Origin of the sequence: uncultured Formosa sp. (assembly GCF_947500765.1) — a bacterium.
GTDB lineage: Bacteria > Bacteroidota > Bacteroidia > Flavobacteriales > Flavobacteriaceae > Formosa.
Window position 1 is genome coordinate 104,960 of the sequence record NZ_CANMTH010000007.1, and the last position, 22,895, is coordinate 127,854.

19 protein-coding genes are annotated in these 22,895 nt (G+C 32.4%); 13 read left to right on the forward strand and 6 right to left on the reverse strand.

From position 1 onward, the window contains the following. The first annotated feature begins 14 nt into the window (after positions 1-14). Positions 15-1,229: a peroxiredoxin gene (locus Q1B05_RS13425; protein WP_299781461.1), complete on the forward strand. Its 1,215-nt coding sequence runs from the start codon at positions 15-17 to the stop codon at positions 1,227-1,229. On the opposite strand, the gene recG is transcribed toward Q1B05_RS13425, so the two are convergent. Continuing rightward, positions 1,230-3,332 (reverse strand): ATP-dependent DNA helicase RecG, encoded by a 2,103-nt coding sequence (recG, locus tag Q1B05_RS13430; RefSeq protein WP_299781462.1) that lies wholly within the window; start codon positions 3,330-3,332, stop codon positions 1,230-1,232. Positions 3,333-3,414: 82 nt separating this feature from the next. Here recG and Q1B05_RS13435 point away from each other — a divergent pair, with 82 nt between their 5' ends. Beyond that, positions 3,415-5,430 (forward strand): M1 family metallopeptidase, encoded by a 2,016-nt coding sequence (locus Q1B05_RS13435; protein WP_299781463.1) that lies wholly within the window; start codon positions 3,415-3,417, stop codon positions 5,428-5,430. Continuing rightward, positions 5,427-6,344: a patatin-like phospholipase family protein gene (locus Q1B05_RS13440; RefSeq protein ID WP_299781464.1), complete on the forward strand. Its 918-nt coding sequence runs from the start codon at positions 5,427-5,429 to the stop codon at positions 6,342-6,344. Before Q1B05_RS13435 ends, Q1B05_RS13440 begins: the two co-directional genes overlap by 4 nt. Positions 6,345-6,662: 318 nt before the next feature. Here Q1B05_RS13440 and Q1B05_RS13445 read toward each other — a convergent pair whose 3' ends face one another. Together Q1B05_RS13445 and Q1B05_RS13450 are read right to left on the reverse strand one after the other, a co-directional pair. After that, the gene (locus tag Q1B05_RS13445) at positions 6,663-7,184 is read right to left on the reverse strand and encodes a hypothetical protein (protein WP_299781465.1); all 522 of its coding nucleotides are present in this window, start codon (positions 7,182-7,184) and stop codon (positions 6,663-6,665) included. A gap of 108 nt (positions 7,185-7,292) precedes the next feature. Next, entirely contained in the window at positions 7,293-8,831 is a 1,539-nt protein-coding gene (locus tag Q1B05_RS13450) for an FMN-binding glutamate synthase family protein (RefSeq protein ID WP_299781466.1), read from the reverse strand. A 123-nt stretch (positions 8,832-8,954) separates the two neighbouring features. Between Q1B05_RS13450 and Q1B05_RS13455 the strand changes: the two genes are divergently transcribed. Together Q1B05_RS13455 and Q1B05_RS13460 are read left to right on the forward strand one after the other, a co-directional pair. Continuing rightward, entirely contained in the window at positions 8,955-10,535 is a 1,581-nt protein-coding gene (locus Q1B05_RS13455) for a hypothetical protein (RefSeq protein WP_299781467.1), read from the forward strand. A gap of 113 nt (positions 10,536-10,648) precedes the next feature. Continuing rightward, positions 10,649-12,997 carry an ATP-dependent helicase gene (locus tag Q1B05_RS13460; RefSeq protein WP_299781468.1) on the forward strand — a complete coding sequence of 783 codons (2,349 nt, stop codon included), beginning with the start codon at positions 10,649-10,651 and terminating at the stop codon, positions 12,995-12,997. Between the two features lie 150 nt (positions 12,998-13,147). Here Q1B05_RS13460 and Q1B05_RS13465 read toward each other — a convergent pair whose 3' ends face one another. Continuing rightward, complete coding sequence (locus tag Q1B05_RS13465) at positions 13,148-14,011, reverse strand: alpha/beta hydrolase (protein WP_299781469.1); 864 nt, start codon at positions 14,009-14,011, stop codon at positions 13,148-13,150. A 47-nt stretch (positions 14,012-14,058) separates the two neighbouring features. Here Q1B05_RS13465 and Q1B05_RS13470 point away from each other — a divergent pair, with 47 nt between their 5' ends. From Q1B05_RS13470 to priA, 4 genes are read left to right on the forward strand one after another with little or no spacing between them, the layout of a single operon-like run. Next, entirely contained in the window at positions 14,059-14,679 is a 621-nt protein-coding gene (locus tag Q1B05_RS13470) for an L-threonylcarbamoyladenylate synthase (RefSeq protein ID WP_299781470.1), read from the forward strand. 45 nt (positions 14,680-14,724) lie between these two features. Further along, entirely contained in the window at positions 14,725-15,582 is an 858-nt protein-coding gene (nadC, locus tag Q1B05_RS13475) for a carboxylating nicotinate-nucleotide diphosphorylase (RefSeq protein WP_299781471.1), read from the forward strand. A gap of 1 nt (position 15,583) precedes the next feature. Further along, positions 15,584-16,525, forward strand: coding sequence for a YihY/virulence factor BrkB family protein (locus Q1B05_RS13480; protein ID WP_299781472.1), 942 nt, complete (start codon positions 15,584-15,586; stop codon positions 16,523-16,525). Positions 16,526-16,528: 3 nt separating this feature from the next. Further along, positions 16,529-18,982: a primosomal protein N' gene (gene priA / locus Q1B05_RS13485; protein ID WP_299781473.1), complete on the forward strand. Its 2,454-nt coding sequence runs from the start codon at positions 16,529-16,531 to the stop codon at positions 18,980-18,982. Here the strand turns inward: priA and Q1B05_RS13490 are convergent. Next, positions 18,979-19,674, reverse strand: coding sequence for a LytTR family DNA-binding domain-containing protein (locus Q1B05_RS13490; RefSeq protein ID WP_299781474.1), 696 nt, complete (start codon positions 19,672-19,674; stop codon positions 18,979-18,981). The two genes, priA and Q1B05_RS13490, sit on opposite strands and share 4 nt — an antisense overlap. A gap of 207 nt (positions 19,675-19,881) precedes the next feature. On the opposite strand from Q1B05_RS13490, the gene rpsF reads away from it, so the two are divergent. From rpsF to Q1B05_RS13510, 4 genes are all read left to right on the forward strand, one after another. Continuing rightward, complete coding sequence (gene rpsF, locus Q1B05_RS13495) at positions 19,882-20,220, forward strand: 30S ribosomal protein S6 (protein ID WP_159023980.1); 339 nt, start codon at positions 19,882-19,884, stop codon at positions 20,218-20,220. A gap of 2 nt (positions 20,221-20,222) precedes the next feature. Beyond that, positions 20,223-20,519, forward strand: coding sequence for a 30S ribosomal protein S18 (gene rpsR / locus Q1B05_RS13500; RefSeq protein WP_038528424.1), 297 nt, complete (start codon positions 20,223-20,225; stop codon positions 20,517-20,519). A 13-nt stretch (positions 20,520-20,532) separates the two neighbouring features. After that, positions 20,533-20,985, forward strand: coding sequence for a 50S ribosomal protein L9 (gene rplI / locus Q1B05_RS13505; RefSeq protein WP_299781475.1), 453 nt, complete (start codon positions 20,533-20,535; stop codon positions 20,983-20,985). 74 nt (positions 20,986-21,059) lie between these two features. Next, on the forward strand, positions 21,060-21,533 hold the full coding sequence (locus Q1B05_RS13510) for a DUF6495 family protein (RefSeq protein WP_299781476.1): 474 nt from the start codon (positions 21,060-21,062) through the stop codon (positions 21,531-21,533). A gap of 7 nt (positions 21,534-21,540) precedes the next feature. Here the strand turns inward: Q1B05_RS13510 and Q1B05_RS13515 are convergent, their stop codons facing one another. Then, complete coding sequence (locus tag Q1B05_RS13515) at positions 21,541-22,779, reverse strand: ABC transporter permease (protein ID WP_299781477.1); 1,239 nt, start codon at positions 22,777-22,779, stop codon at positions 21,541-21,543. Positions 22,780-22,895 lie beyond the last annotated feature (116 nt).

Genomic DNA, 22,895 nt, shown 5'->3' on the forward strand with positions numbered 1-22,895 from the left:
AAAAATTTTATTTTATGCGCTATTTTTTATTGTTATGTTTTTCTTTAAGTCTATTTAATTGTGAACAATCTCATCCTGAAAAATTAAAGAAAGGTATGTGGCGGGCAATATTAGAAACTCAAGATAATGAGGTGTTACCGTTTAATTTTGAAGTGATAAATGATACGTTATTAACTGTTTTTAATGCAGAAGAACAGATAAAGGTTGATGAAATTATTTTTTATAACGATAGTATAACGATTAAGCCTCCAGTGTTTGAGGGCTATATAAAAGCTAAATTAATTGATGCTGAAACAATTGAAGGTCTTTTTATTATTGAAGAATTAGATCGTTCTGTACCATTTAAAGCCGTATTTGGTAATTCTAGTCGTTTTGAGACTTCTAAAGATGCCAACATTAATGTTCAAGGGAATTGGGAAACGACATTTAGCCCTGATAGCCTAGAAGATTTATACAAATCTAAAGGCGTATTTAAACAGGAAGGAAACACTGTTACAGGAACATTTAGAACCACAACTGGTGATTATCGTTTTTTAGAAGGTGTTATAGAAGGTAATACAATGAAGCTGTCTGCTTTTGATGGCGCTCATGCTTTTTTATTTACCGCCCAAGTAACCGATAGTACAATGTCTGGAACGTTTTATTCTGGAAATCATTATAAGGAGCCTTTTATTGCTAAACGTAATGCTAAATTTGAATTAGCAAATGCAGATTCTTTAACTTTTTTAAAACCAGGTTTCGATGCTTTAGCGTTCTCATTTCCGGATCATAAAGGGAATATGGTGTCTTTGTCTGACAAGCAATTTAAAGATAAAGTTGTGGTTGTTCAGTTAATGGGAACTTGGTGTCCAAATTGTTTAGATGAAAGTAAATACTTTGTTGAATATTTAAAATCTCATAAATCTGAAGATATTACTTTTATTGGATTAGCTTTCGAATATTCTAAAACAGAAGACAAAGCTTTTCAAAATATTGAACGTTTAAAAACAAGATTAGGAATTCCTTATCCTATTTTATTAGCACAATATGGGTCTACAGATAAAGAAGCTGCTCAAGAAAAATTACCAATGTTAAATCATGTTTTATCTTACCCAACAGCAATTTATGTAGATAAGAAAGGAAAGGTAAGAAAAATACATACAGGATTTAACGGACCAGCAACAGGAGCTTCTTATGATGAATATAAAACTGAATTTGAATCGTTTATTTCAGAATTACTAAACGAATAGTTAACTAATGTAATTCCAGATATTTTTGTATTTGGCTAATTGTTGGTATGTAAACAATATAGGACGATGTTGGTCTTTTATAAGTCTAGGGTCGTCTTTTAATATCTTTATAGCATGGAAACGTGCTAATTTTAAAATGTCGTTATCTTTTATAATATCGGCAATTTTTAAGTTTAAAATACCACTTTGTTGTGTGCCCATAATATCTCCAGGGCCACGTAAACGTAAATCGACTTCGGCAATTTCAAAACCATCGCTAGTTCTTACCATAGTTTCTAGGCGTGTTTTACTATCGTTACTTAGTTTATGGCTAGTCATTAAAATACAAAAACTTTGTTCTGCACCACGCCCTACACGACCACGTAATTGGTGAAGTTGAGATAATCCAAAACGTTCGGCGCTTTCAATAATCATTACAGAAGCATTGGGTACGTTTACACCAACTTCAATAACGGTTGTGGCAACCATAATTTGTGTTTCTCCTTTTATGAAGCGTTGCATTTCAAATTCTTTATCGGCAGGTTTCATTTTTCCGTGCACAATAGAAATCTGATATTTCGGAGCAGGGAAATCACGAGAAATACTTTCGTAACCATCCATTAAATCTTTGTAATCCATATTTTCACTTTCTTGAATTAATGGATAGACAATATAAATTTGACGTCCTTTATCTATTTCATCTCGAATAAATCGCAGCACTTTTAAACGGTTAGAATCAAATCTATGAACCGTTTTTATAGGGCGTCTTCCAGGGGGTAATTCATCGATTATAGAGATGTCTAAATCTCCGTAAACAGACATCGCTAATGTTCTAGGAATAGGTGTTGCCGTCATCACTAAAATGTGTGGAGGTACAAGGTTTTTATGCCATAATTTACTTCTTTGCGCAACTCCAAATCGGTGTTGTTCATCGATAATAGCGAGGCCTAAATTTTTAAATTTAACCTTGTCTTCTAGTAAGGCATGTGTTCCTATTAAGATGTCTAATTCGCCATTTTCTAAAGCTTCATGAATTATTTTTCTATCTGAAGTTTTAGTTGACCCTGTTAGTAGTTTTATACTGATGTTTAGTTCTTTACACAAGTCGCTTAATCCATTATAATGCTGGACTGACAAAATTTCAGTAGGCGCCATTAAACAAGCTTGAAAACCGTTGTCAAGTGCTATTAACATTGACATGAGTGCAACTATGGTCTTTCCTGAACCTACATCTCCTTGCAATAAGCGATTCATTTGAGCATTACTTCCTAAGTCTGCTCGAATTTCTTTAATTACGCGTTTTTGCGCGTTGGTTAAATTGAAAGGCAAATGGTGTTTAAAAAAGGTGTTAAAATGTGTGCCAACCTGATCGAAAGGGAATCCTTTTATTTTTGATTTATGGATTAAATTTTTCAGAATTAATTGCAGTTGAATGTAAAATAATTCTTCGAATTTTAATCGAAATTGAGACCGTGATAATAGCTCTAAATTTTTAGGAAAATGAACATTAAACAAGGCTTCAGATTTAGAGACCAATTTTAATTCAGACAATAAATCTTGAGATAACGTTTCTTCAAATTTACCATGAGTTTCAATAAATAATTGCTGCATGATTTTACTCATCACACGATTTGTTATTCCTTTATTTGATAATTTTTCGGTAGAAGGATAAACGGGTTGCATAGCAGAACGTAGATTTTTTTCATGTTCTTCTAGTAATTCCATTTCAGGATGTGGCATGCTAAAGGTATTTCCAAAGGCATTGGTTTTTCCGAAAATCACATAATCTGTATTCAATTTTATGCTTTCTTTTAACCATTTAAATCCGCGAAACCAGACCAATTCCATTGCGCCACTATCATCTTTAAACGATGCGACTAAACGTTTGCCTTTTCCTTGTGCAACTTCTTTAAGTCCTACAATGCGTCCAATAATTTGTACATCGGCATTGTTACGTTGTAATTGGGCAATTTTATAGTATTGCGTGCGATCTAAATACCGATTTGGAAATAAATTAATTAAATCTTGATACGTGTGTATACCAAGTTCTTTTCTCAGTAAATCGGCACGATTTGGGCCAACACCTTTTAAGTAATCTATCGGAGTCTGAAGCTTGGAATTCATAAAAACGAAGATAATTCTTATACTTGAAACATAAAACCTTAAATATTATCAATTTTACTAAAACCTTTACTATATTTAAAATATGAAGCATTTTTTATACGTTTATCTGGGGGTCTTTAGTAGTCTGTTATGGGGGCAACAAATTGATGATGTTGATTTTAAGTCTATTATCGCAAATGTGACTATCAATCCAATTCAGAAAGAAATTTCTGGAGATGTAACATACATTTTCGATGTTTTAAATCCAACGGATTCCGTTTTTATTGATGCTAAACAGATGGAAATTTCTAAAATGATGCTAAATAAACGCGAAATTTCATTTACCAACGACCGAAAAAAGCTCAGATTACAAGTTTCTTTTAAAAGAAGTGACAATAATACCTTAACGTTAACTTACAGAACAAACCCTAAAAAAGCAATGTACTTTGTAGGATGGGAATACAATGGAAGAGCTCAGGTTTGGACACAAGGACAAGGTAAAAATACTAGTCATTGGTTACCGAGTTTTGATGATATGAATGAAAAAACCAGTCTGGATCTTATTGTAAACTTTCCTAAAAATTATACCGTTGTAGCAAACGGTGAGTTGATAAAACAGACTAAAACAGATTCGTTAACCGCTTGGCATTATGTTTCAAACAAACCTATGAGTAATTATTTGTTTGCCATAGCTGCCGGTAAATACGATAAAAAATTACTGTGCTCTGCTACAGGAGTGACACAAGAGTTGTATTATTATCCTGAAGATTCTCTTAAAGTAGAATCGACATACAGGTATAGTGAGCAGATTTTTAATTTTCTAGAATCAGAAATAGGAGTACAATATCCATGGGAGAATTACAAACAAATTCCTGTTGCAGATTTTCTTTATGCTGGAATGGAAAATACCAGTGCCACCATTTTTTCAGATGCTTATGTAGTAGATAATATTGGTTTTATAGATCGCAATTATGTGAATGTAAATGCACACGAATTGGCACATCAATGGTTTGGAGATTTGGTTACAGAAACATCAGGAACGCACCATTGGTTACAGGAAGGTTTTGCAACCTATTATGCTTTGTTGGCAGAACGTGATGTTTTTGGAAGTGATTATTACAAAATGCGATTATATGAATATGCTAACGAACTACAAGCTCAAGATAAAAACAGACAAAGTACTGCATTATTAAATCCAAAATCGAGTAGCACTACGTTTTATAAAAAAGGAGCTTGGTTGCTTCATGCTTTACGTGTAAAAATAGGTGATAAAGCATTTAAATTAGCCGTAAAACGGTATTTGGAAGCTCATGCATTTAAGAATGTAGAAAGTGAAGATTTTATAAAGGAAGCAGAAGCTGTTAGTGGACAAAATTTAGATGCTTTCTTTGATTTGTGGCTAAATACTGTAGCGTTTCCTATAGAATCTATTCTGAATAATCCTAAAGACGAGATGAGCTTTTATATTAAACAACTACAGTATTTGGATTGTTTGGCTGAGCATGATGCTAATTTTTTTGTAGATTCTTCTAGGTTTTATTTTGAAAAACAAGAACTTTTAAAGAAACATCCAGAGTTAATAACAGAAGCTTTAATACTCCAAAATGGAGTAGAAGTAAGGCAAACTGTAGCACAAATGCTAACTATAATTCCTTTAGAATTACAATCTACTTACGAGACGTTTTTAGATGATAAATCATACCAAACACAAGAAATAGCTTTGTATAATTTATGGGTAAATTTCCCCGAACAGCGTTCAAAATATTTAGAACACACAAAAAAATATATGGGGTTTAAATCTAAAAATATTAGACAATTATGGTTAGTTTTGGCACTTTCTACGCCTGAATTTAAATCAGAGAATAATCAGCGATATTTGAATGAATTAATAAGTTATACAGGTCCGGAATATGATTTTGAAGTCAGAGAGTTAGCTTTTAGTTACATTGATGCACTCCAGTTGTATACCGAAGAATCTATTTCAAATATTATACAAGCCACACATCATCATAATTGGCGATTAAGTAAAACAGCAAAACATATGTTATCAGCTTTAGAGCAAAATCCAGAGTACACATCTATTTTAAATAAACTTCAGGAAGAACAACCAAAATTATGAGAGCATTAGTCATTTCTGGAGGAGGTAGCAAAGGTGCTTTTGCTGGCGGTGTCGCCCAATATTTAATAGAACAAAAAAAACGTGAATACGATATTTATTTAGGCACATCTACGGGGAGTTTACTTATTCCGCACTTAGCAACCGGAGATTTAGATAAATTGTACGATATTTATACAAATGTGTCTCAGGGAGATATTTTTAGTGTGAGTCCATTTGTTCAGCATAAAAAAGGTGATCGCGAATATGTATCTATTAATTATGTGAATTCGTTGCTTCAATTTATTAAGCGTAAACGTACGTTTGGAGAGAGTAAATCGTTAAAACGTAACATTAGAAACAATTTTACACTTGAAGAATTTTATAAGATTAGAGAAACAAAATCTGATGTTGTTGTAACTGTTACTAATCTTTCTAAAGGGAAAGTTGAATATAAATCTATTCAGGAATGTAGCTACGAAGAATTCTGTGAATGGATTTGGATTTCGTGTAATTATATTCCGTTTATGTCTATAGCAACTGTAAATGGGCACGAATATGCTGATGGTGGTTATTCTTGCGTGGTACCTATTCAAGAAGCTATAAATAGAGGAGCGACAGAAGTAGATGCTGTGATTTTAGAATCGGAACAAATGCAAGAAAATAAAGTGTTAGGACAGAATCCGTTTTCATTAATGATGAATTTATTCGGGCATGTAATAGATCAATTAGAATATCATGATATTGTAATAGGGAAGCTTGCTGCGATTCAGAAAAATGTGAAACTTAACCTGTATTATACACCTACACAATTAACCGAAAATTCTTTAATTTTTAGTAAACCTTTAATGGAAAAATGGTGGAAACAGGGTTTCGATTATGCTGAAAAGAAACAGTTTAATGGATCTTCATCTGTTTCAGAACATGTCACACGTTAATCTCTAAAGACCAATATTAAAATACTTATAAAATCTATTTAATAGATGTCGTTCGATTATTAAATTATAGATAATGGCTTGGTTATTTTTTATTAATAGTTTTCGAGCGCACGCTCCCAAACCACTTTTGTTGTTTGTTGTAATTCTCCTTTAAACATTACAGGTTGTTCTGTGGTTAAGATTAAGGTTTTATTATGTATTTGTTTTGCATTAAGGTGTTAGCCTAATGCTATTATTGTAAGCCAATCCAATTTATAGTAGTTTGGCTGAATTTGGATTTTTTTTTAGCACTAATTTTCGAATACCGCAACTCATGTTTTACCACATGTCGCTTACTTCTTCTTTAATAAAAGATAAGGCAGCATCACTAGGCGCACGTTTTTCCATCATTTCAGAAAGTACAACTTCCCGTAGCTTGTCGGCAGAATCTGTTTTTTCAGACATTGAAGCCCGTCTTACCATTTGCATGGTTGCGTTCTTTGCAGCTGTTATAATGCTCCAACATTCATCACTAATATAGATTTGTTGTGATAAATTATGTTCGAATTCTTGTTCAATATTCTTGATTAATAATAATTCGTAATCTTCTTTATCTGCCGTCATAGGTTGTACACGAATTAATAATTTAGAAGGCGTTATACGCTCTAAAAATAAAGCCATACGTTCGTAAGCTTGTAAACGTAAAGGCAAAGAATTTACTTGCATTTCTTTTTTTAATAAAAAGCGTCTGCGACCATCTTCATTTTTAGTATGTTCTTTAAAGAAATAAAAAGCAATCATACCTGTTACTAAAGCAGGTATAGTGTATAAAAATAGATTAATTAGAGCGTCAAGATTCATGGGTGTAATATTTAAAACAAAATTAATAGGTTTTTCTGTTTTTTACAAAACAATAAAAACTTTTGTGATTAGTAAAAATTGAAATTTATAGTTGTACTGTTTTTCCTCCTATTTTCCTCCTAAGTATTTACAATTTTTTAGTTCTTGCATACTTTTAAAGGGAACAGGAGTTTTTTCGTATTTATACGTTTTATCTAGTTTAGATGTTAAGTTTTTATCGTCTACATTAATATTAACGTCATGCATTGTAAATTGGCAAGGATGTTCGTAACCTGCTGCATGTGTAATTTCAATAAACTCTTTGCTAAATGTTTTAAAGTATTGAGCTAATCGTTCAGATTTTAAAGTTGGATCTATTCCTCTTTGTAACCATTTATTCTGAGTAGCAACACCGCTAGGACAGCGGTTGGTGTGGCATACTTGTGCTTGAATACAACCAATACTCATCATGGCTTCACGAGCAACATTTATGCAATCGGCACCCATAGCAAAGGCCATAGCTGCTTTGGCAGGAAAACCTAATCTACCACTTGCTACAAATACAATACGGTCTGTTAATTTGCGTTTCAAGAATACTTTGTATAAATCGCTAAATCCATAAACCCAAGGAAGCGAAACGTGATCTGCAAAACTAGGAGGCGCGGCTCCAGTTCCTCCTTCACCACCATCTACAGTAATAAAATCTGGGCCTTTACCGGTAGCAACCATTATATCGGCAAGTTCTTCCCATTGCTCTAATTTTCCTATGGCTGCTTTAACACCAACGGGTAATCCTGTAATGTCTGCGATTTTTTCAACAAATTCTATAAGTCCAGGAATATCTTTAAAAGCAGAATGATTTGGAGGAGATATAACATCTCTACCTATTGGAACGTGTCTAATATTAGAAATCTCTTTGGTGATTTTTGCAGCAGGTAAAACACCTCCTTTGCCAGGTTTAGCACCTTGCGAAAGTTTAATTTCTATGGCTTTAATAAACGGATTTGCTTCAACTAAAGCGACTAATTTTTCTAAAGAAAAATTTCCGTCATCATCACGAATTCCAAAATATCCTGTTCCAATCTGGAACACTACATCTCCGCCGTTACTATGGTATGGAGATAAACCACCTTCTCCTGTGTTGTGGTAGGCACCTGCAATTTTAACTCCTTTATTTAAAGATTCCATAGCTCTGGCCGATAAAGAACCAAAACTCATTGCAGATACATTTATAACAGAAGCAGGTCTAAATGGTTTTCTCCTATTATTATGAGCGCCCATAATTTTAGCGCATGGTAAAAATGTTTTGTCAATAATATTAGGATGATTGCCTTCGGGTTTAAAAGGTAGCATTGCATTATTAATAAACATATGCTGAATGTCATAAATATTGCGATCTGTACCGAAACCTTCGTAATTATTTTCTTTCTTGGCAGAAGCATAAATCCAACCACGTTCTATACGGTTAAATGGTAATTCTTCACGATTATTAGCTACAAAATATTGACGCATTTCTGGACCGATACTTTCTAATAAGTATCGTAAATGCCCTACGATAGGAAAGTTATGACTTATTGTATGTGATTTCTGAATAAAAATGTCTCGAATTGCGATAATAAAAAGGATAAGAAGAAGCCAGATCCACCAACTTACGTCGCTTAAAGTCATAATTCACTATTTTTTAAATGTTAATGAGGTAAATATATTATAAATAAAGCAAAAACATAACGGAAGATTTCCTTAACATTATATCGTTCTAATAAATTTAATCATTTAAATCCAGCACTATCAATGTCAAAAATCATTAAGAAAAGTATAATTGTCCTATTGTTAGTTGTTTGTGTGTTAGGTTTTGTAGTGTTGTTTTTTGCGAATGCTATTGTAGAACGTAAGCTTAAATCATCTTTAGAAAATTTGCCAGAAACGGTACTTTTTAATTATTCAGAGTTACATGTAAATGTATTTCAGGGAGAGCTTTATGTAGAAAATCCAGAATTAGAACTCATGGGAAATGATGATAGCGTTGCAAATTTAAAAGTAAAGCTTGAAGAATTTAAATTGGAGCAGGTGAGTTATTGGCGATATATTTTTAATGGTTCTATACATTTAGATCGGGTTTTGTTTCAAGATGCAGAGATTTTGTACATTAAAGAAAATCGAAAAAAAGAGTCGGTTTCTGAAAAAATGGATAAGACATCAGGATCTAAATCCTTAAAAGGGTTTAATAAGACTGTAAAAATTGATAATGTAGATTTTAGTCATGCTACATTAACTGTGTTTAAAGCGGCATCGGATTCTGTGTTTTTAAAATCAGAAAATATCAATATTTCATTTAATGATATCCGTATTGATGAGACATCTTCTAAAAAAAATATCCCTTTTAACTATTCTAATTATCGTGTATTAACCGATTCTTTAAAATTTAATGTAGGCCGTTTTGAAACCTTAAGTTTACAAGAATTAGAGTTAACAAAAGAAAAATGGATTGTTCGAAATTTTAAATTTAAGACAAAGTATACTAAGGCAGCCTTTTCTAAAAGGTTAAAAAAAGAGCGCGATTATTTTAATGTAGAGGTAGACTCTTTTTATATTAAATCACCTAAGTTTGGTTATTTAGATAATCGTTTTTACTTTAAAGCAGATACGATACTAATTGAACAACCAGATGTTGAGATTTATAGAAATAAATTGGTGCCAGATGATTATACTATAAAACCATTATATAGTAAAATGTTACGTGATTTAAAGTTCGATTTAACTTTGCCAATTGTAATTTTAAGTCATGGTAATATTGTGTACGAGGAAAAGGTTAAGACTGGAGTTAGAGCAGGAAGTATATTATTTAAGGATTTTAATGCCTCTATAAAAAACATTAGTAATACATATGTGTTTCCAATTAAAACCGAATTAGACATAGATACCAAGTTTTTTGGAACAGCGCCTTTACATGCAAATTGGATGTTTGATGTAAATAATAAGAATGATGATTTTACTTTTAAAGCCCAAATTGGTCGCTTACCAGTTTCAAGACTAAATAGGTTTACAGAGCATAATTTAAATATAAAATTAGAGGGACAGTTTGATGAGATTTATGCTAGAATAGATGGAAATGTAGATCGTTCGTCTGTCAATTTTAATGTGAAGTATGAAGATGTAAAGGTTCATGTTTTAAATAAAAAGAAGAAGAAAAATAAATTTTTGTCTTCAATAGCAAATATTTTTATAAGAAATGATTCTAATAAAAATAAAGATAGATTTATAGAGAAAAAAGGTCAGGTTACTCGTGACAAAACTAAATCTGTATTCAACTTTTTTTGGTTAAATATGCAAGAAGGCTTAAAACTTGTGTTTATTGGAGACGGTATTATTTAAAGGAATTTAGATGATTTTAATTCGTAAATCCAACCAATGTTTATAATTATTTATAAATCTATTTACTTTAACGGGTAACAAAGGTTAATTTTACAACCTAAATTGTATGAACATTGGAGAAGTATTTAAGTCAGTTAAATGAAGCACAGTTAGCACCAACCATTCAAAAAGATGGCCCTATGATAGTTATCGCGGGTGCCGGCTCTGGTAAAACACGTGTGCTTACCTATAGAATTGCCTATTTAATGCATCAGGGAATAGACCCTTTTAATATTTTATCGTTAACCTTTACCAACAAAGCCGCTCGCGAAATGAAAGAGCGTATTGCATCTATTGTTGGGCAAAGTGAGGCTAAAAATTTGTGGATGGGAACATTTCACTCGGTATTTGCTAAAATTCTTAGAATTGAATCAGATCGTTTGGGCTATCCGGCGAATTTTACTATTTACGACGCACAAGATTCTCAACGTTTAATTTCATCTATTATAAAGGAGATGGGATTAGATAAAGAATTGTATAAGTACAAATCGGTATTTTCTAGAATTTCTTCATACAAAAACAGCTTAATTACCGTTCGTGCATATTTTCAGAATCCAGAATTAATTGAAGCAGATACCATGGCTAGGCGTCCGCGTTTAGGAGATATTTATAAAGAATATGTAGAGCGTTGTTTTAAATCTGGTGCCATGGATTTCGATGATTTATTATTGAAAACTAATGAACTTCTAACACGTTTTCCAGAGGTATTAGCCAAATATCAAGATCGATTTAGATATATATTGGTCGATGAGTATCAAGATACAAATCATTCACAATATTTAATAGTAAGAGCACTGTCCGATCGCTTTCAAAATATTTGTGTGGTAGGAGACGATGCACAAAGTATTTATGCCTTCCGTGGTGCGAATATTAATAACATTCTGAATTTCCAGAAGGATTATGACGATGTAAAATTATTCCGATTAGAGCAAAATTACAGATCAACCAAAACTATTGTAAATGCTGCAAACTCAATAATAGATAAAAACGAAACCAAATTAGATAAGGTCGTTTGGACGGCCAATGATGAAGGAAATAAGATTAAAGTAAATCGATCTATGACCGATGGTGAAGAAGGACGATATGTGGCAAGTACCATTTTTGAAACAAAAATGAACGAACAACTTAAGCATTCCGATTTTGCTATTTTATATCGTACTAATGCGCAGTCTCGTTCTATGGAAGATGCGTTACGTAAACGTGATATTCCGTACAGAATTTATGGAGGGCTGTCTTTTTATCAGCGTAAAGAAATAAAAGATATACTATCATATTTACGAATTATTATTAATCCTTCAGATGAAGAAGCGCTAAAACGTGTCATTAATTTTCCGCCACGAGGAATTGGTCAAACAACTATAGATAAGTTGCTTATTGCAGCTAATGGCTATAAGCGATCTATTTTTGAAGTGATGAAACACATCGATAAAACCGAAGTGAAAATCAATTCAGGAACGAAGAATAAATTGATGGATTTTGTAACCATGGTTGAAAGTTTTCAGGTTATGAATCAGAATGTAAACGCTTTCGAACTTGCAGATCACGTTGCAAAAACCACAGGATTAATAAAAGAATTTAATAAAGATACTACACCGGAAGGTGTTGCTAAAGTTGAAAATATTGAAGAACTTTTAAATGGTATAAAAGATTTCGTTGAAGAGCAAAAAGAGTTGGCAGATACCACAGGATCTTTAACCGAATTTTTAGAAGATGTTGCCCTAGCAACCGATTTAGACAATGATACCGGTGAAGACGACCGTGTGGCATTAATGACGATTCACTTGGCAAAAGGTCTGGAATTTCCATATGTGTTTATTGTAGGACTTGAAGAAGATTTATTCCCAAGTGCTATGAGTATGAATACACGAAGCGAACTGGAAGAAGAGCGTCGTTTGTTTTACGTTGCTTTAACACGTGCAGAAAAGCAAGCCTATTTAACGTATGCATTGTCTAGATACCGTTGGGGAAAATTAGTAGATTCTGATCCTAGTAGATTTATTCAAGAAATAGACGAGCAATACTTAGATATATTAACACCTATTGAAGAACGTAGAATAAATCCAATGTTAGATGCAAATATCTTTGGAGATGATGTGCCTAATAGAAATATTCGTTTTAAGCCGGCGAAACAATTACCAGTTCAGAAAAAAGGGGTTACAAAATTAAAAGGACCAGAAAAAGTCCAGATTAGTACACCTAAAAATTTAAAACCAGTCAGTAAAACAAGTGGTGCAGCAGAGAGCGGTAATTTATTCGATAATAAATTAGCAGCTGGAAATATTGTAAAACATTTACGTTTTGGTAAAGGTGAAGTTTTAAAAATTGAAGGTGTAGGTGCAGATACAAAAGCAGAAATAAAATTCGAAAATGGTGGTAATAAAAAACTGTTATTGCGTTTTGCTAAATTGGAGGTAATAGGGTAGTACTATAATTCTAATATTTAAAAGATAAAAAAGAGTGCCTCTAAATTAAGTTTTAGGGGCGCTTTTGTTTATGATTATAGATCGATCAGTTTATAAGGTGATTAAATAATTCGCCTGATGAGGTGTTGTGGTAAAAGAAGAAAAGTCTATTTACTCTAAATTAGCTCCAATAAAAACTTTTAATTTAGACCAGGTGTCCAATAACTCTAATCCATCCCAACCATGACCAGCTTCTGGGTATAAGGTGTATTCGTGCATAACCCCCAAATCTTGTAGCTTACTTTGTAATTGAGCACCTTGAGTAGAAGGAACTAAATCATCTTTTCCGCCATAAAATAAAATGGTAGGAGGTGCATTTTCTGTAACTTGATGGTATGGACTTACTTTTTCTAAAAAATCAGTGTTTAAATCTAATCCGTATACTTGGGTCAGTAATAGCAACGCTTCAGAATTTACGTTTTCCAAATACTCAGGATCTGTAAAATTTGTTGGACCTACAATACTACATACCATTTTAGCTTGTTGGTCGTCGTTAAAAGTATAACTCCATAACATAGCCAAATGTGCGCCAGCGCTTGTGCCTATAAACCCAAAATCGCTAGAGATTTGATAATCACTAAGATTGGTGTTAAATTGATTTACTACAGCTGTAATGTCGTTTATTTGCATTGGGTATACTTCACTAGAGGTATCTGCCAAGCGATAATTCATATTTAAGATGGCAAGGTTTGGTAAATCTTTTTGAATTAATTTAACAAAATCATCCATATCCGCTTTGTCGCCAGAAGTCCAACCACCTCCATGAACTAGAATTAAAGTTTTAGTATCAATGTCCCGATCTGCAGGTAAATAGATATCGTAAGTCTGCGATTCGTGATTGCCATAAGGAATATCTGTTTCTACTCTAGCCTCTAAATCTACAAAATCATTGGCATCAGAATTGGAGTCCGAGGTACATGAATAACTCGTAACTGCAATTAATAGCAGGATGATTAAGGATTTAATAGGTTTCATTATAAAATATTAATTACTTTGTAAAACGATTTTACAATATAGTTATTATGGCTGAGTTTATAAAAATTTACGAAGAAAATCCGAACCCTAAGGAGATAAAAAAAGTTGTTGAGGTTTTAAAACGTGGTGGATTAATTATTTATCCAACCGATACCGTTTATGGTTTGGGCTGTGATATCACTAATAGTAAGGCTTTAGAGCGTATAGCAAGAATTAAAGGTGTGAAGTTAGAAAAAGCTAATTTTTCATTTATCTGCTACGATTTAAGTAATTTAAGTGATTATGTAAAGCAAATAGATACCTCTACTTTTAAAATATTGAAACGTGCATTACCAGGGCCATACACTTTTATTCTTCCAGGAGCTAAGACATTGCCTTCAGCATTTAAGAAAAAGAAAACTGTTGGTATTCGTGTTCCTAATAATAAAATTGCTTTGGAAATAGTAAAAGCATTGGGTAATCCAATTGTATCGACTTCTATTCGTGATGAAGATGAGGTTTTAGAATATACCACAGATCCTGAATTAATACATGAAAAATGGGATAATCTAGTCGATTTAGTTATCGATGGAGGCTATGGAGATAATCAGGCTTCTACAGTTATCGATTTTTCAGAAGCAGAACCCGTAATTATCAGAGAAGGAAAAGGTAATTTAGAGATTTTTTAATCGATTTTTAATCTGCAATTAGTAATTTAGCAACAAACATTTTTTATGATTAGTAAGATTCAATTTGATAAGGAAATAGAAGGTATTATAAGTAATGCTGTGCGCGAAGATGTAGGTGATGGAGATCATAGTTCTTTAGCGTGTATTCCAAAATCAGCCCAAGGAAAAGCTAAATTATTAGTTAAAGAAGATGGTATTATAGCTGGTGTAGAATTTGCTAAAACGGTATTTGAATATATCGATAAAGATCTTGAAATAGATACGTTAATAGAGGATGGAACAGCAGTAAAGTATGGAGATATTGTATTTTATGTAGAAGGCGCTTCACAATCTATTTTAAAAGCAGAACGCTTGGTTTTAAACGCAATGCAACGTATGAGTGCGATTGCTACTAAAACAAAATCGTATGTAGATTTGTTAGAGGGTACAGGTACTAAAATTTTAGATACAAGAAAAACAACACCTGGAATTCGAGCGTTAGAAAAATGGGCCGTTAAAATTGGAGGCGGAGAAAATCATAGATTTGCGTTGTACGATATGATTATGCTTAAAGATAATCATATTGATTTTGCTGGAGGAATTACACCTGCGATTACTAAAACTCAAGCCTATTTAAAAGCAAACAATAAAGATTTAAAAATTATTGTTGAAGCTAGAAATCTTAAAGAAATAGAAGAAATTCTTCAAAACGACGGTGTGTATCGTATTTTAATAGATAATTTTAATTACGAGGATACAAAAACGGCTGTAAAAATGATTGGAGATACTTGCCAGACAGAATCTTCTGGAGGAATTAACGAGAATACACTTCGTAAGTATGCAGAATGTGGCGTGAATTGTATTTCTTCTGGAGCCTTAACACATTCTGTCTATAATATGGATTTAAGTCTGAAAGCGGTCTAAAATGACGAAACCTATAGAGGATAAGTTAGCTAAAATTCCCGTTCTAAACTTAGTTGCTAAGTTCTTTAAAACTATAAAACTGCCAGGTTTAGAGGGATTATCTATTTACGATTTACTAGAGTTATATACTATAGGACTTTTAAAAGGAGCATTAACCTCTAGAGCAAGTGCCATAGCGTTTAATTTCTTTATGGCTATTTTTCCGTTTTTATTATTTATTTTAATATTGATTCCACATATACCCATAGATGGATTTAAAATAGAATTTTTAGACTTCTTAGAGTCTTTTTTACCTCCAACAACATCCGATTTTTTCTTTAAAAATATTTTTGAAAATATAGATCGTTCAGAACGTGGTGGGTTATTATCAACAGTATTTTTATTATCTATTTTTTTAATGGCAAATGGTGTTAGTGCTGTGTTTTCTGCATTCGAAAATTCATATCATTCAGAACTTTCAAGAAATGTGTTTAGACAATATTTATATGCCTTAGGGGTTGCTTTAATATTAGGTTTTTTAGTTGTTATTACTGTTGCTGGTTTTGGTTTTGTCGAAATATATATTCTTGGAAGCTTATTCGATACTTTAGCATATCAGGGTGTAGAAGTAGGAGATAGTAGTATTATTTTAATAAATATTTCGAAATATGTATTTGGAATAATCATGATATATTTATCTACAGCGACCTTGTATTATTTTGGAACCTTACAAGGTAAAGACAGTCGCTTTTTTTCTGTAGGTGCTTTATTAACTACACTATTAATTGTGTGTGTGTCTTATTTCTTTGGAATATATATAGAGCAATTTTCTAAATACAATGAACTTTACGGTTCTATTGGTGCACTACTTATTTTAATGTTTTATTTGTGGTTAAATGCAAATATTATTTTGTTAGGTTTCGAATTAAATGTGTCTTTACGTCAATTACACAAAAGCTGCTAATTTATGCTTCATTTTATAGATGTTATACTTCCTATTCCCGTAGAAAATCTGTTTACGTATGTAATTACAGAGGCTGAATCTGGTTTTATTAAACCCGGAATGCGCGTCGCTGTGCCTTTTGGAAAAACAAAAGTATATACAGCTATTGTAAAGAGTATACACAATAATCCGCCAGTAGCATATGAGGCAAAACAAATTCAACAAATTTTAGATGAATATCCAATTGTAACAGAAACCCAATTAAAGCTATGGGATTGGATGGCAAACTATTATTTATGTGCTGTAGGAGATGTTATGAGGGCTGCTTTACCAAATGCATTCATTTTAGAAAGTGAAACCTTAATAAGTAAGAACACTAAAGTTATTATAAGTGATAGTGATTTAAAAGATGATGAGTTTTTAATTTATGAAGCATTACAACATCAATCGTCTTTACGTATTCAAGATATTGTAGATATTGTTGATAAAAAACAGGTGTTTCCTATTATTAAACGCCTCTTAGAAAAGGAGGCTATTGTTGTTGAAGAGGAAGTCTTCGAAAAGTATAAACCCAAGTTGGTTAAATACGTAAAACTTAAAAGTGAACATGCTACACAAGACGGTTTAAAAATATTAATGGAAGACTTAAGTCGTGCGCCAAAACAGCGCGATGTGGTCATGAATTTGTTTCAATTATCTGCAAAGACCAGGAAGCCTATAAAAGTTTCAGAATTAACAGAAGCTAGTGGTGCTTCTAGTAGTATTATAAAATCGCTTATAGATAAGTCTGTTTTAGACGAATATTTTATTCAAACAGATCGTGTAGAATATAATGGAGATGCAGTTGAAGCTTCAAAAGTATTAAATGAAGATCAAACAGAAGCGCTTCGTCAAATTAAAACATCATTCGAAACGCATCAAGTTACCTTGCTTCATGGAGTTACTTCGTCAGGTAAAACCGAGGTTTATGTAAAACTGATCGAGGATGTTATAAAAACGGGTAAGCAAGTTTTGTATTTGTTACCTGAAATTGCATTGACTACACAATTAGTAAATCGACTTCAAAATTATTTTGGAGATCAAGTAGCGGTATTTCATTCTAAATATTCTGCTCACGAACGTGTAGAGGTCTGGAATAATGTCTTGTCGAATTCACCTAAAGCTCAAATTATTTTAGGTGCACGTTCTTCAATCTTTCTGCCTTTTAAATCTCTTGGATTAATTATTATAGATGAAGAACATGAGCAGTCTTTTAAGCAATTTGACCCAGCTCCGCGTTATCATGCCAGAGATACTGCCGTTGTTTTGGCACATTTACACCAAACAAAAACATTATTAGGTTCTGCTACGCCAAGTTTGGAAAGCTATTTTAATGTGCAGCAAGGTAAATATGGTTTGGTTGAAATTACGAAGCGTTACAATAATGTGTTAATGCCAGATATTGAATTGGTAGATATTAAGGATAAGCAAAAAAGAAAACGCATGAAAGGTCATTTTAGCGATAGAATGATTGAAGTTATGGCCGAAACCTTAGAAGAAGGTCATCAGATTATTTTGTTTCAAAATCGTCGTGGTTTTTCACCTATTGTAGAATGTAAAACATGCGGCCATTCGCCACAATGTCCTAATTGCGATGTCAGTTTAACGTTTCATAGTTACCGCAACCAATTGCGTTGTCATTATTGCGGCTATCATATGGCTATGCAACAAAAATGTCAAGCTTGTGGAGATACAACTATGGATAGTAAAGGTTTTGGAACCGAGCAGATAGAGGAGGAGGTTAAGGCTTTATTTCCGAATCGTAAAGTGGGGCGTATGGATTTAGATACCACACGCGGAAAACATGGTTACGAAAAAATAATAACAGCTTTCGAACAACAAGAGATGGATATTCTTGTCGGCACCCAAATGCTTACTAAAGGGTTAGATTTTAGAAATGTAGCCTTAGTGGGGATTATGAATGCCGATAATTTATTGAATTTTCCAGATTTTAGGGCGCATGAGCGTAGTTATCAATTATTATCGCAAGTATCTGGACGTGCCGGACGAACAGAAAAACAGGGAAAGGTGCTTATTCAAACCTATAATCCGTTTCATAATATATTGCAGCAAGTCTCTACTAATAATTATGCTGCGATGTACAAGGAGCAAATGGATGAACGTTATAATTTTAAATATCCACCAATATATCGGTTAATTCGTATCACATTAAAACACAAAGATTTTAATCGTGTTAATACCGCTTCAGCTTGGTTAGGAACAGCTTTAAGGCAAGTGTTTGGAGATTCTGTTTTGGGGCCTGTAGATCCGCCTGTGGCCAGGATTAGAAATCAGTTTCATAAAAACATTCTTCTAAAAATACCTCAAAAACAGTCGTTAGGAGGTACAAAAAAAGCCATTGTTAGAATAAACAATAGCTTTAATAGTGTAAAAGATTTTAGATCTGTAAGACTAATAATAAATGTAGATGCGTATTAAATACTATTTAAAGCATCTATAAGTTGTGTTTTCTTATTTCTACTTAAAGGAATTTCGAAAGAACCAACTTCAACATTTTTACTATTAAATCTGTCAATTTTATCTAGATTAACGATATAAGATTTATGAATTCTTAAAAATTTACCATCAGGAAGTTCTTGCTCAAAGGCTTTCATTGTAGATAACACAACTAAGCTATTTTCTTCGGTCACTAACTTAACGTAATCACCAAGAGCTTCAATCCATTTAATGTCGTTAATATATACTTTACGTTTTTTTAGATTACTTTTTACGAAAATGTGCTCACCTTCAGCTTCGCTAAAATCTAATTTTAATTTGTGTTGCTCTATGGCTTTATCAACCGCAAGCATAAAACGTTCACGTGTAATAGGCTTTTTTAAGTAATCTGTAGCATCATAATTAAAGGCTTTAAAAGCATATTCCGTTTTACCAGTAACAAAAATAATTTGAGGTTTGTTGTTTAAAACGTCAAGAAGTTCAAAACCATTAAGTACAGGCATTTCAATATCTAAAAAGATAAGGTCTACTTTATGTGTGTTTAAACCGTTTTTGGTTTCAAGCGCACTACTATATTCTGCTATTAGGTTAAGAGCAGGATGATTTTCTATCAACTTCACTATGGACAACCGTTGAATTGCCGAGTCATCTACTACTACACAGTTTAAAGTCATAAACATTAATAATTTGAGGTTAAGTTATCGACAATAGTACAAATAAATCGGATAAAAAACAAAAAAATATCGATAAAGTGAATGTTTTTGCATTTCGTCGAGCGTTATATAATAGTAGTGTTATTAAAATAATTCTAATTCAGTTTGTTATATCTAATTATAATCTGTACTTTTGCAGCCATTTTTAACAATAAAATAGATTTGAATATGAATCATTATGAAGCTGTTTTCATCTTAAATCCCGTTTTATCTGAAACACAGATAAAGGAGACAGTACAGAAATACGAAGACTTTCTTGTTTCTAACGGTGCTAAGATGATATCAAAAGAAGATTGGGGACTAAAAAAATTAGCTTACCCAATTCAAAACAAAAAAAGTGGTTTTTACCATTTATTTGAATTCACTGTACCTGGAGAAGTAATTACTCCATTAGAGTTAGAATTTAGACGTGACGAACGTTTTATGCGTTACTTAACTGTAAAATTAGACAAGCACGCTGTTGCTTGGGCAGAAAGAAGAAGAGCTAAATTAAAACAAAAAGCGTAATTATGTCATCTATAGAACAACAAGCAAAAGGAAAAAAAGACGGTGAGATTAGATACTTAACGCCTTTAAACATTGAGACTAATAAGCAAAAGAAATATTGTCGTTTCAAAAAATCTGGTATCAAATATGTGGATTATAAAGACGCAGATTGGTTATTAAGATTTGTAAACGAACAAGGTAAAATTTTACCTCGTCGTTTAACAGGAACTTCTTTAAAGTATCAAAGAAAAGTGTCTGTAGCTGTAAAAAGAGCACGTCACTTAGCTTTAATGCCTTATGTAGCTGATTTATTAAAATAAAATACCGATAACAATGGAACTTATATTAAAACAAGACGTTGAAAATTTAGGATTTAAAGACGATGTTGTAACAGTTAAGAACGGTTATGGTAGAAACTTTTTAATTCCTCAAGGAAGTGCTATTTTAGCAACACCTTCTTCTAGGAAAGTATTAGCTGAAAACTTAAAACAAAGAGCTTTCAAAGAAAAGAAAATTGTTGATGATGCAAATGTAATTGCTGAGGCTTTAAAAGCTTTAGAAATTAAAATTTCATCTAAAGTTGGATCTGGAGATAAATTATTCGGATCTGTAAATAACATTGATCTTGCTGAAGCTATCGCTAAAGAAGGTCAAGCTATCGACAAAAAATTTATCACTGTAATTGGTGGTAGTGTTAAACGTTTAGGTAAATACGAAGCCGTAATACGTTTACACCGTGAAGTAACAGTAGATTTCCCTTTTGAAGTAGTTGCACAAGCAAACTAATTTAAAAGCGATTATAATATTAAAGCCGTTTAGATACTTTCTAGACGGTTTTTTTAATTTAAAAAATATACAAGATGAAATACGCTAGACTTACAAAAGAACAGTTTGAAGAATTACATCAAGAATTTATTAATTTTTTAGCCACTCAATCTATTGATGCAAGTGAGTGGAAAACCATTAAAGAAACAAAACCAGAAGTTGCAGAACAAGAATTAGATGTGTTTAGTGATTTGGTTTGGGAAGGTGTTTTAAGTAAAGTAAAATATCTTGAACACATTAATGGACAACACATGCATTTATTTGCTTTGGCCGAAACAAATATGCATTTGGTTGCAATTAAGCTTAAAAACGATAAAGATTTAGCGACTAAAGAAGGGTTTACATGGTTGCGTAATAATTTATTAGACGATAATGTTGAGTTTCTTCAAGCAAATAAGACATATTCTGAAGATAAGAATCTCGATATTTTTAAATTAATACAACAGGGGGCTAACATTACTAAAGGAGAATTATATACCTATTTTAACGATTTGGTTAACGCAAATTAATAGGTTACTATTCGTAGCGTAATGATTCTATTGGATCTAATTTTGAAGCTTTAGAGGCTGGATAAGATCCTGAAATAATGGCTACAATAAAGGTAATAACGCTGGCCCAAATCATGGCAGACCAAGGCATACTAAATTGAAAATCTACAGCAGAAGCAAATATAACACCAATTAGAATACCTAATATCATTCCTAGAATACCACCTAACTGACCAATTATTATAGTTTCGATAAAGAATTGAAAAGCTATGGTGCCTTGTTTTGCTCCTAACGCTTTTCTAACACCAATTTCACGTGTACGTTCGCTTACAGAAACCAACATAATATTCATTAAAGCGATAGATGAACCTAAAATGGTGATGATACTTATAATCCAAGCTGCGGTAGATAAAACGCCTGTAATGGCTCCAATTCGATTAATTAAATCGTCGCTACGTTCCATGCCAAAGTTATTATCTTCAACGGGATTTAAACCTCTAATGTTTCTAAAGGTTACAATAGCATCGTCTTGTGCTTGAGCAAGTAGTTCTTTCTTTTCAACCATTACACTTAGAGCATAATTTATATTGGCATTTGTAAAAATGGAACGCGCTTTTTGTAAGGGCATAATCACTCTTAAATCTTGATTGTTGCCAAATGTAGAGCCTTTAGATTCTAAAGCACCAATGACTTTAAATTTAAAACCTCTTATAGATATGGTTTTATTAATCGGGTTGTCTTCTTTAAAAAGAGCTTTCACTAAATCACTTCCTATAATACATACGTTAGAATTATTATCGACTTCTAAAGCATTAAATTCACGACCTTGATCTACTTTTAATCCAGAATTCTGAATAAAATTTTCATTAGCTCCAACAACTTTAACTTCAGGATCTGTTTTTTCATTTTCAAATTTAACTTCGGCTATAGATGTTCCTGTAAAAGAAACTGATGTTTTTGTAAAGGGAAAGTTGTATTGGTCTTCAAAATCACGAATGTTTTGATAACTAATAATTGGATTTACTTTTTGGCGTTCTCCAGCCTGACGTCTAGCTGTAAACTCGTAACGTTGAATATTAAAGGTGTTTGCTCCCATAGACGAGAAGTCGCTAGAAATGGTAGTCTCTAAAGCAGATACGGCACTTAAAATACCAACTAAAGCCGTAATTCCTATGGCAATAATAAGTACAGTTAATATAGTTCGCAATAATTGACCTCTTATAGAATCGAAAGCAATTCTAATATTTTCTCGTACAAGTGAAAACATGAATATATTGTTATTGGTTGGGTGTTTTAATATAAGACTATTAAATCGGAATAAAGTTACTATAAAATTGAATTATCTTATTAAGTCACATCAAAAATTTAGATATTTGTGCTCAA

What these genes read in the sequence shown, in the direction of transcription:
- nadC (WP_299781471.1), top strand. Translation starts at nt 14,725, where the DNA reads ATGATTAGTAAGATTCAATTTGATAAGGAAATAGAAGGTATTATAAGT.
- rplI (WP_299781475.1), top strand. Translation starts at nt 20,533, where the DNA reads ATGGAACTTATATTAAAACAAGACGTTGAAAATTTAGGATTTAAAGAC.
- Q1B05_RS13435 (WP_299781463.1), top strand. Translation starts at nt 3,415, where the DNA reads ATGAAGCATTTTTTATACGTTTATCTGGGGGTCTTTAGTAGTCTGTTA.
- recG (WP_299781462.1), bottom strand. Translation starts at nt 3,332, where the DNA reads ATGAATTCCAAGCTTCAGACTCCGATAGATTACTTAAAAGGTGTTGGC.
- Q1B05_RS13490 (WP_299781474.1), bottom strand. Translation starts at nt 19,674, where the DNA reads ATGACTTTAAACTGTGTAGTAGTAGATGACTCGGCAATTCAACGGTTG.
- Q1B05_RS13465 (WP_299781469.1), bottom strand. Translation starts at nt 14,011, where the DNA reads ATGAAACCTATTAAATCCTTAATCATCCTGCTATTAATTGCAGTTACG.
- rpsR (WP_038528424.1), top strand. Translation starts at nt 20,223, where the DNA reads ATGTCATCTATAGAACAACAAGCAAAAGGAAAAAAAGACGGTGAGATT.
- Q1B05_RS13440 (WP_299781464.1), top strand. Translation starts at nt 5,427, where the DNA reads ATGAGAGCATTAGTCATTTCTGGAGGAGGTAGCAAAGGTGCTTTTGCT.
- Q1B05_RS13470 (WP_299781470.1), top strand. Translation starts at nt 14,059, where the DNA reads ATGGCTGAGTTTATAAAAATTTACGAAGAAAATCCGAACCCTAAGGAG.
- Q1B05_RS13455 (WP_299781467.1), top strand. Translation starts at nt 8,955, where the DNA reads ATGTCAAAAATCATTAAGAAAAGTATAATTGTCCTATTGTTAGTTGTT.
- Q1B05_RS13515 (WP_299781477.1), bottom strand. Translation starts at nt 22,779, where the DNA reads ATGTTTTCACTTGTACGAGAAAATATTAGAATTGCTTTCGATTCTATA.
- Q1B05_RS13510 (WP_299781476.1), top strand. Translation starts at nt 21,060, where the DNA reads ATGAAATACGCTAGACTTACAAAAGAACAGTTTGAAGAATTACATCAA.
- priA (WP_299781473.1), top strand. Translation starts at nt 16,529, where the DNA reads ATGCTTCATTTTATAGATGTTATACTTCCTATTCCCGTAGAAAATCTG.
- Q1B05_RS13445 (WP_299781465.1), bottom strand. Translation starts at nt 7,184, where the DNA reads ATGAATCTTGACGCTCTAATTAATCTATTTTTATACACTATACCTGCT.
- Q1B05_RS13450 (WP_299781466.1), bottom strand. Translation starts at nt 8,831, where the DNA reads ATGACTTTAAGCGACGTAAGTTGGTGGATCTGGCTTCTTCTTATCCTT.
- rpsF (WP_159023980.1), top strand. Translation starts at nt 19,882, where the DNA reads ATGAATCATTATGAAGCTGTTTTCATCTTAAATCCCGTTTTATCTGAA.
- Q1B05_RS13425 (WP_299781461.1), top strand. Translation starts at nt 15, where the DNA reads ATGCGCTATTTTTTATTGTTATGTTTTTCTTTAAGTCTATTTAATTGT.
- Q1B05_RS13480 (WP_299781472.1), top strand. Translation starts at nt 15,584, where the DNA reads ATGACGAAACCTATAGAGGATAAGTTAGCTAAAATTCCCGTTCTAAAC.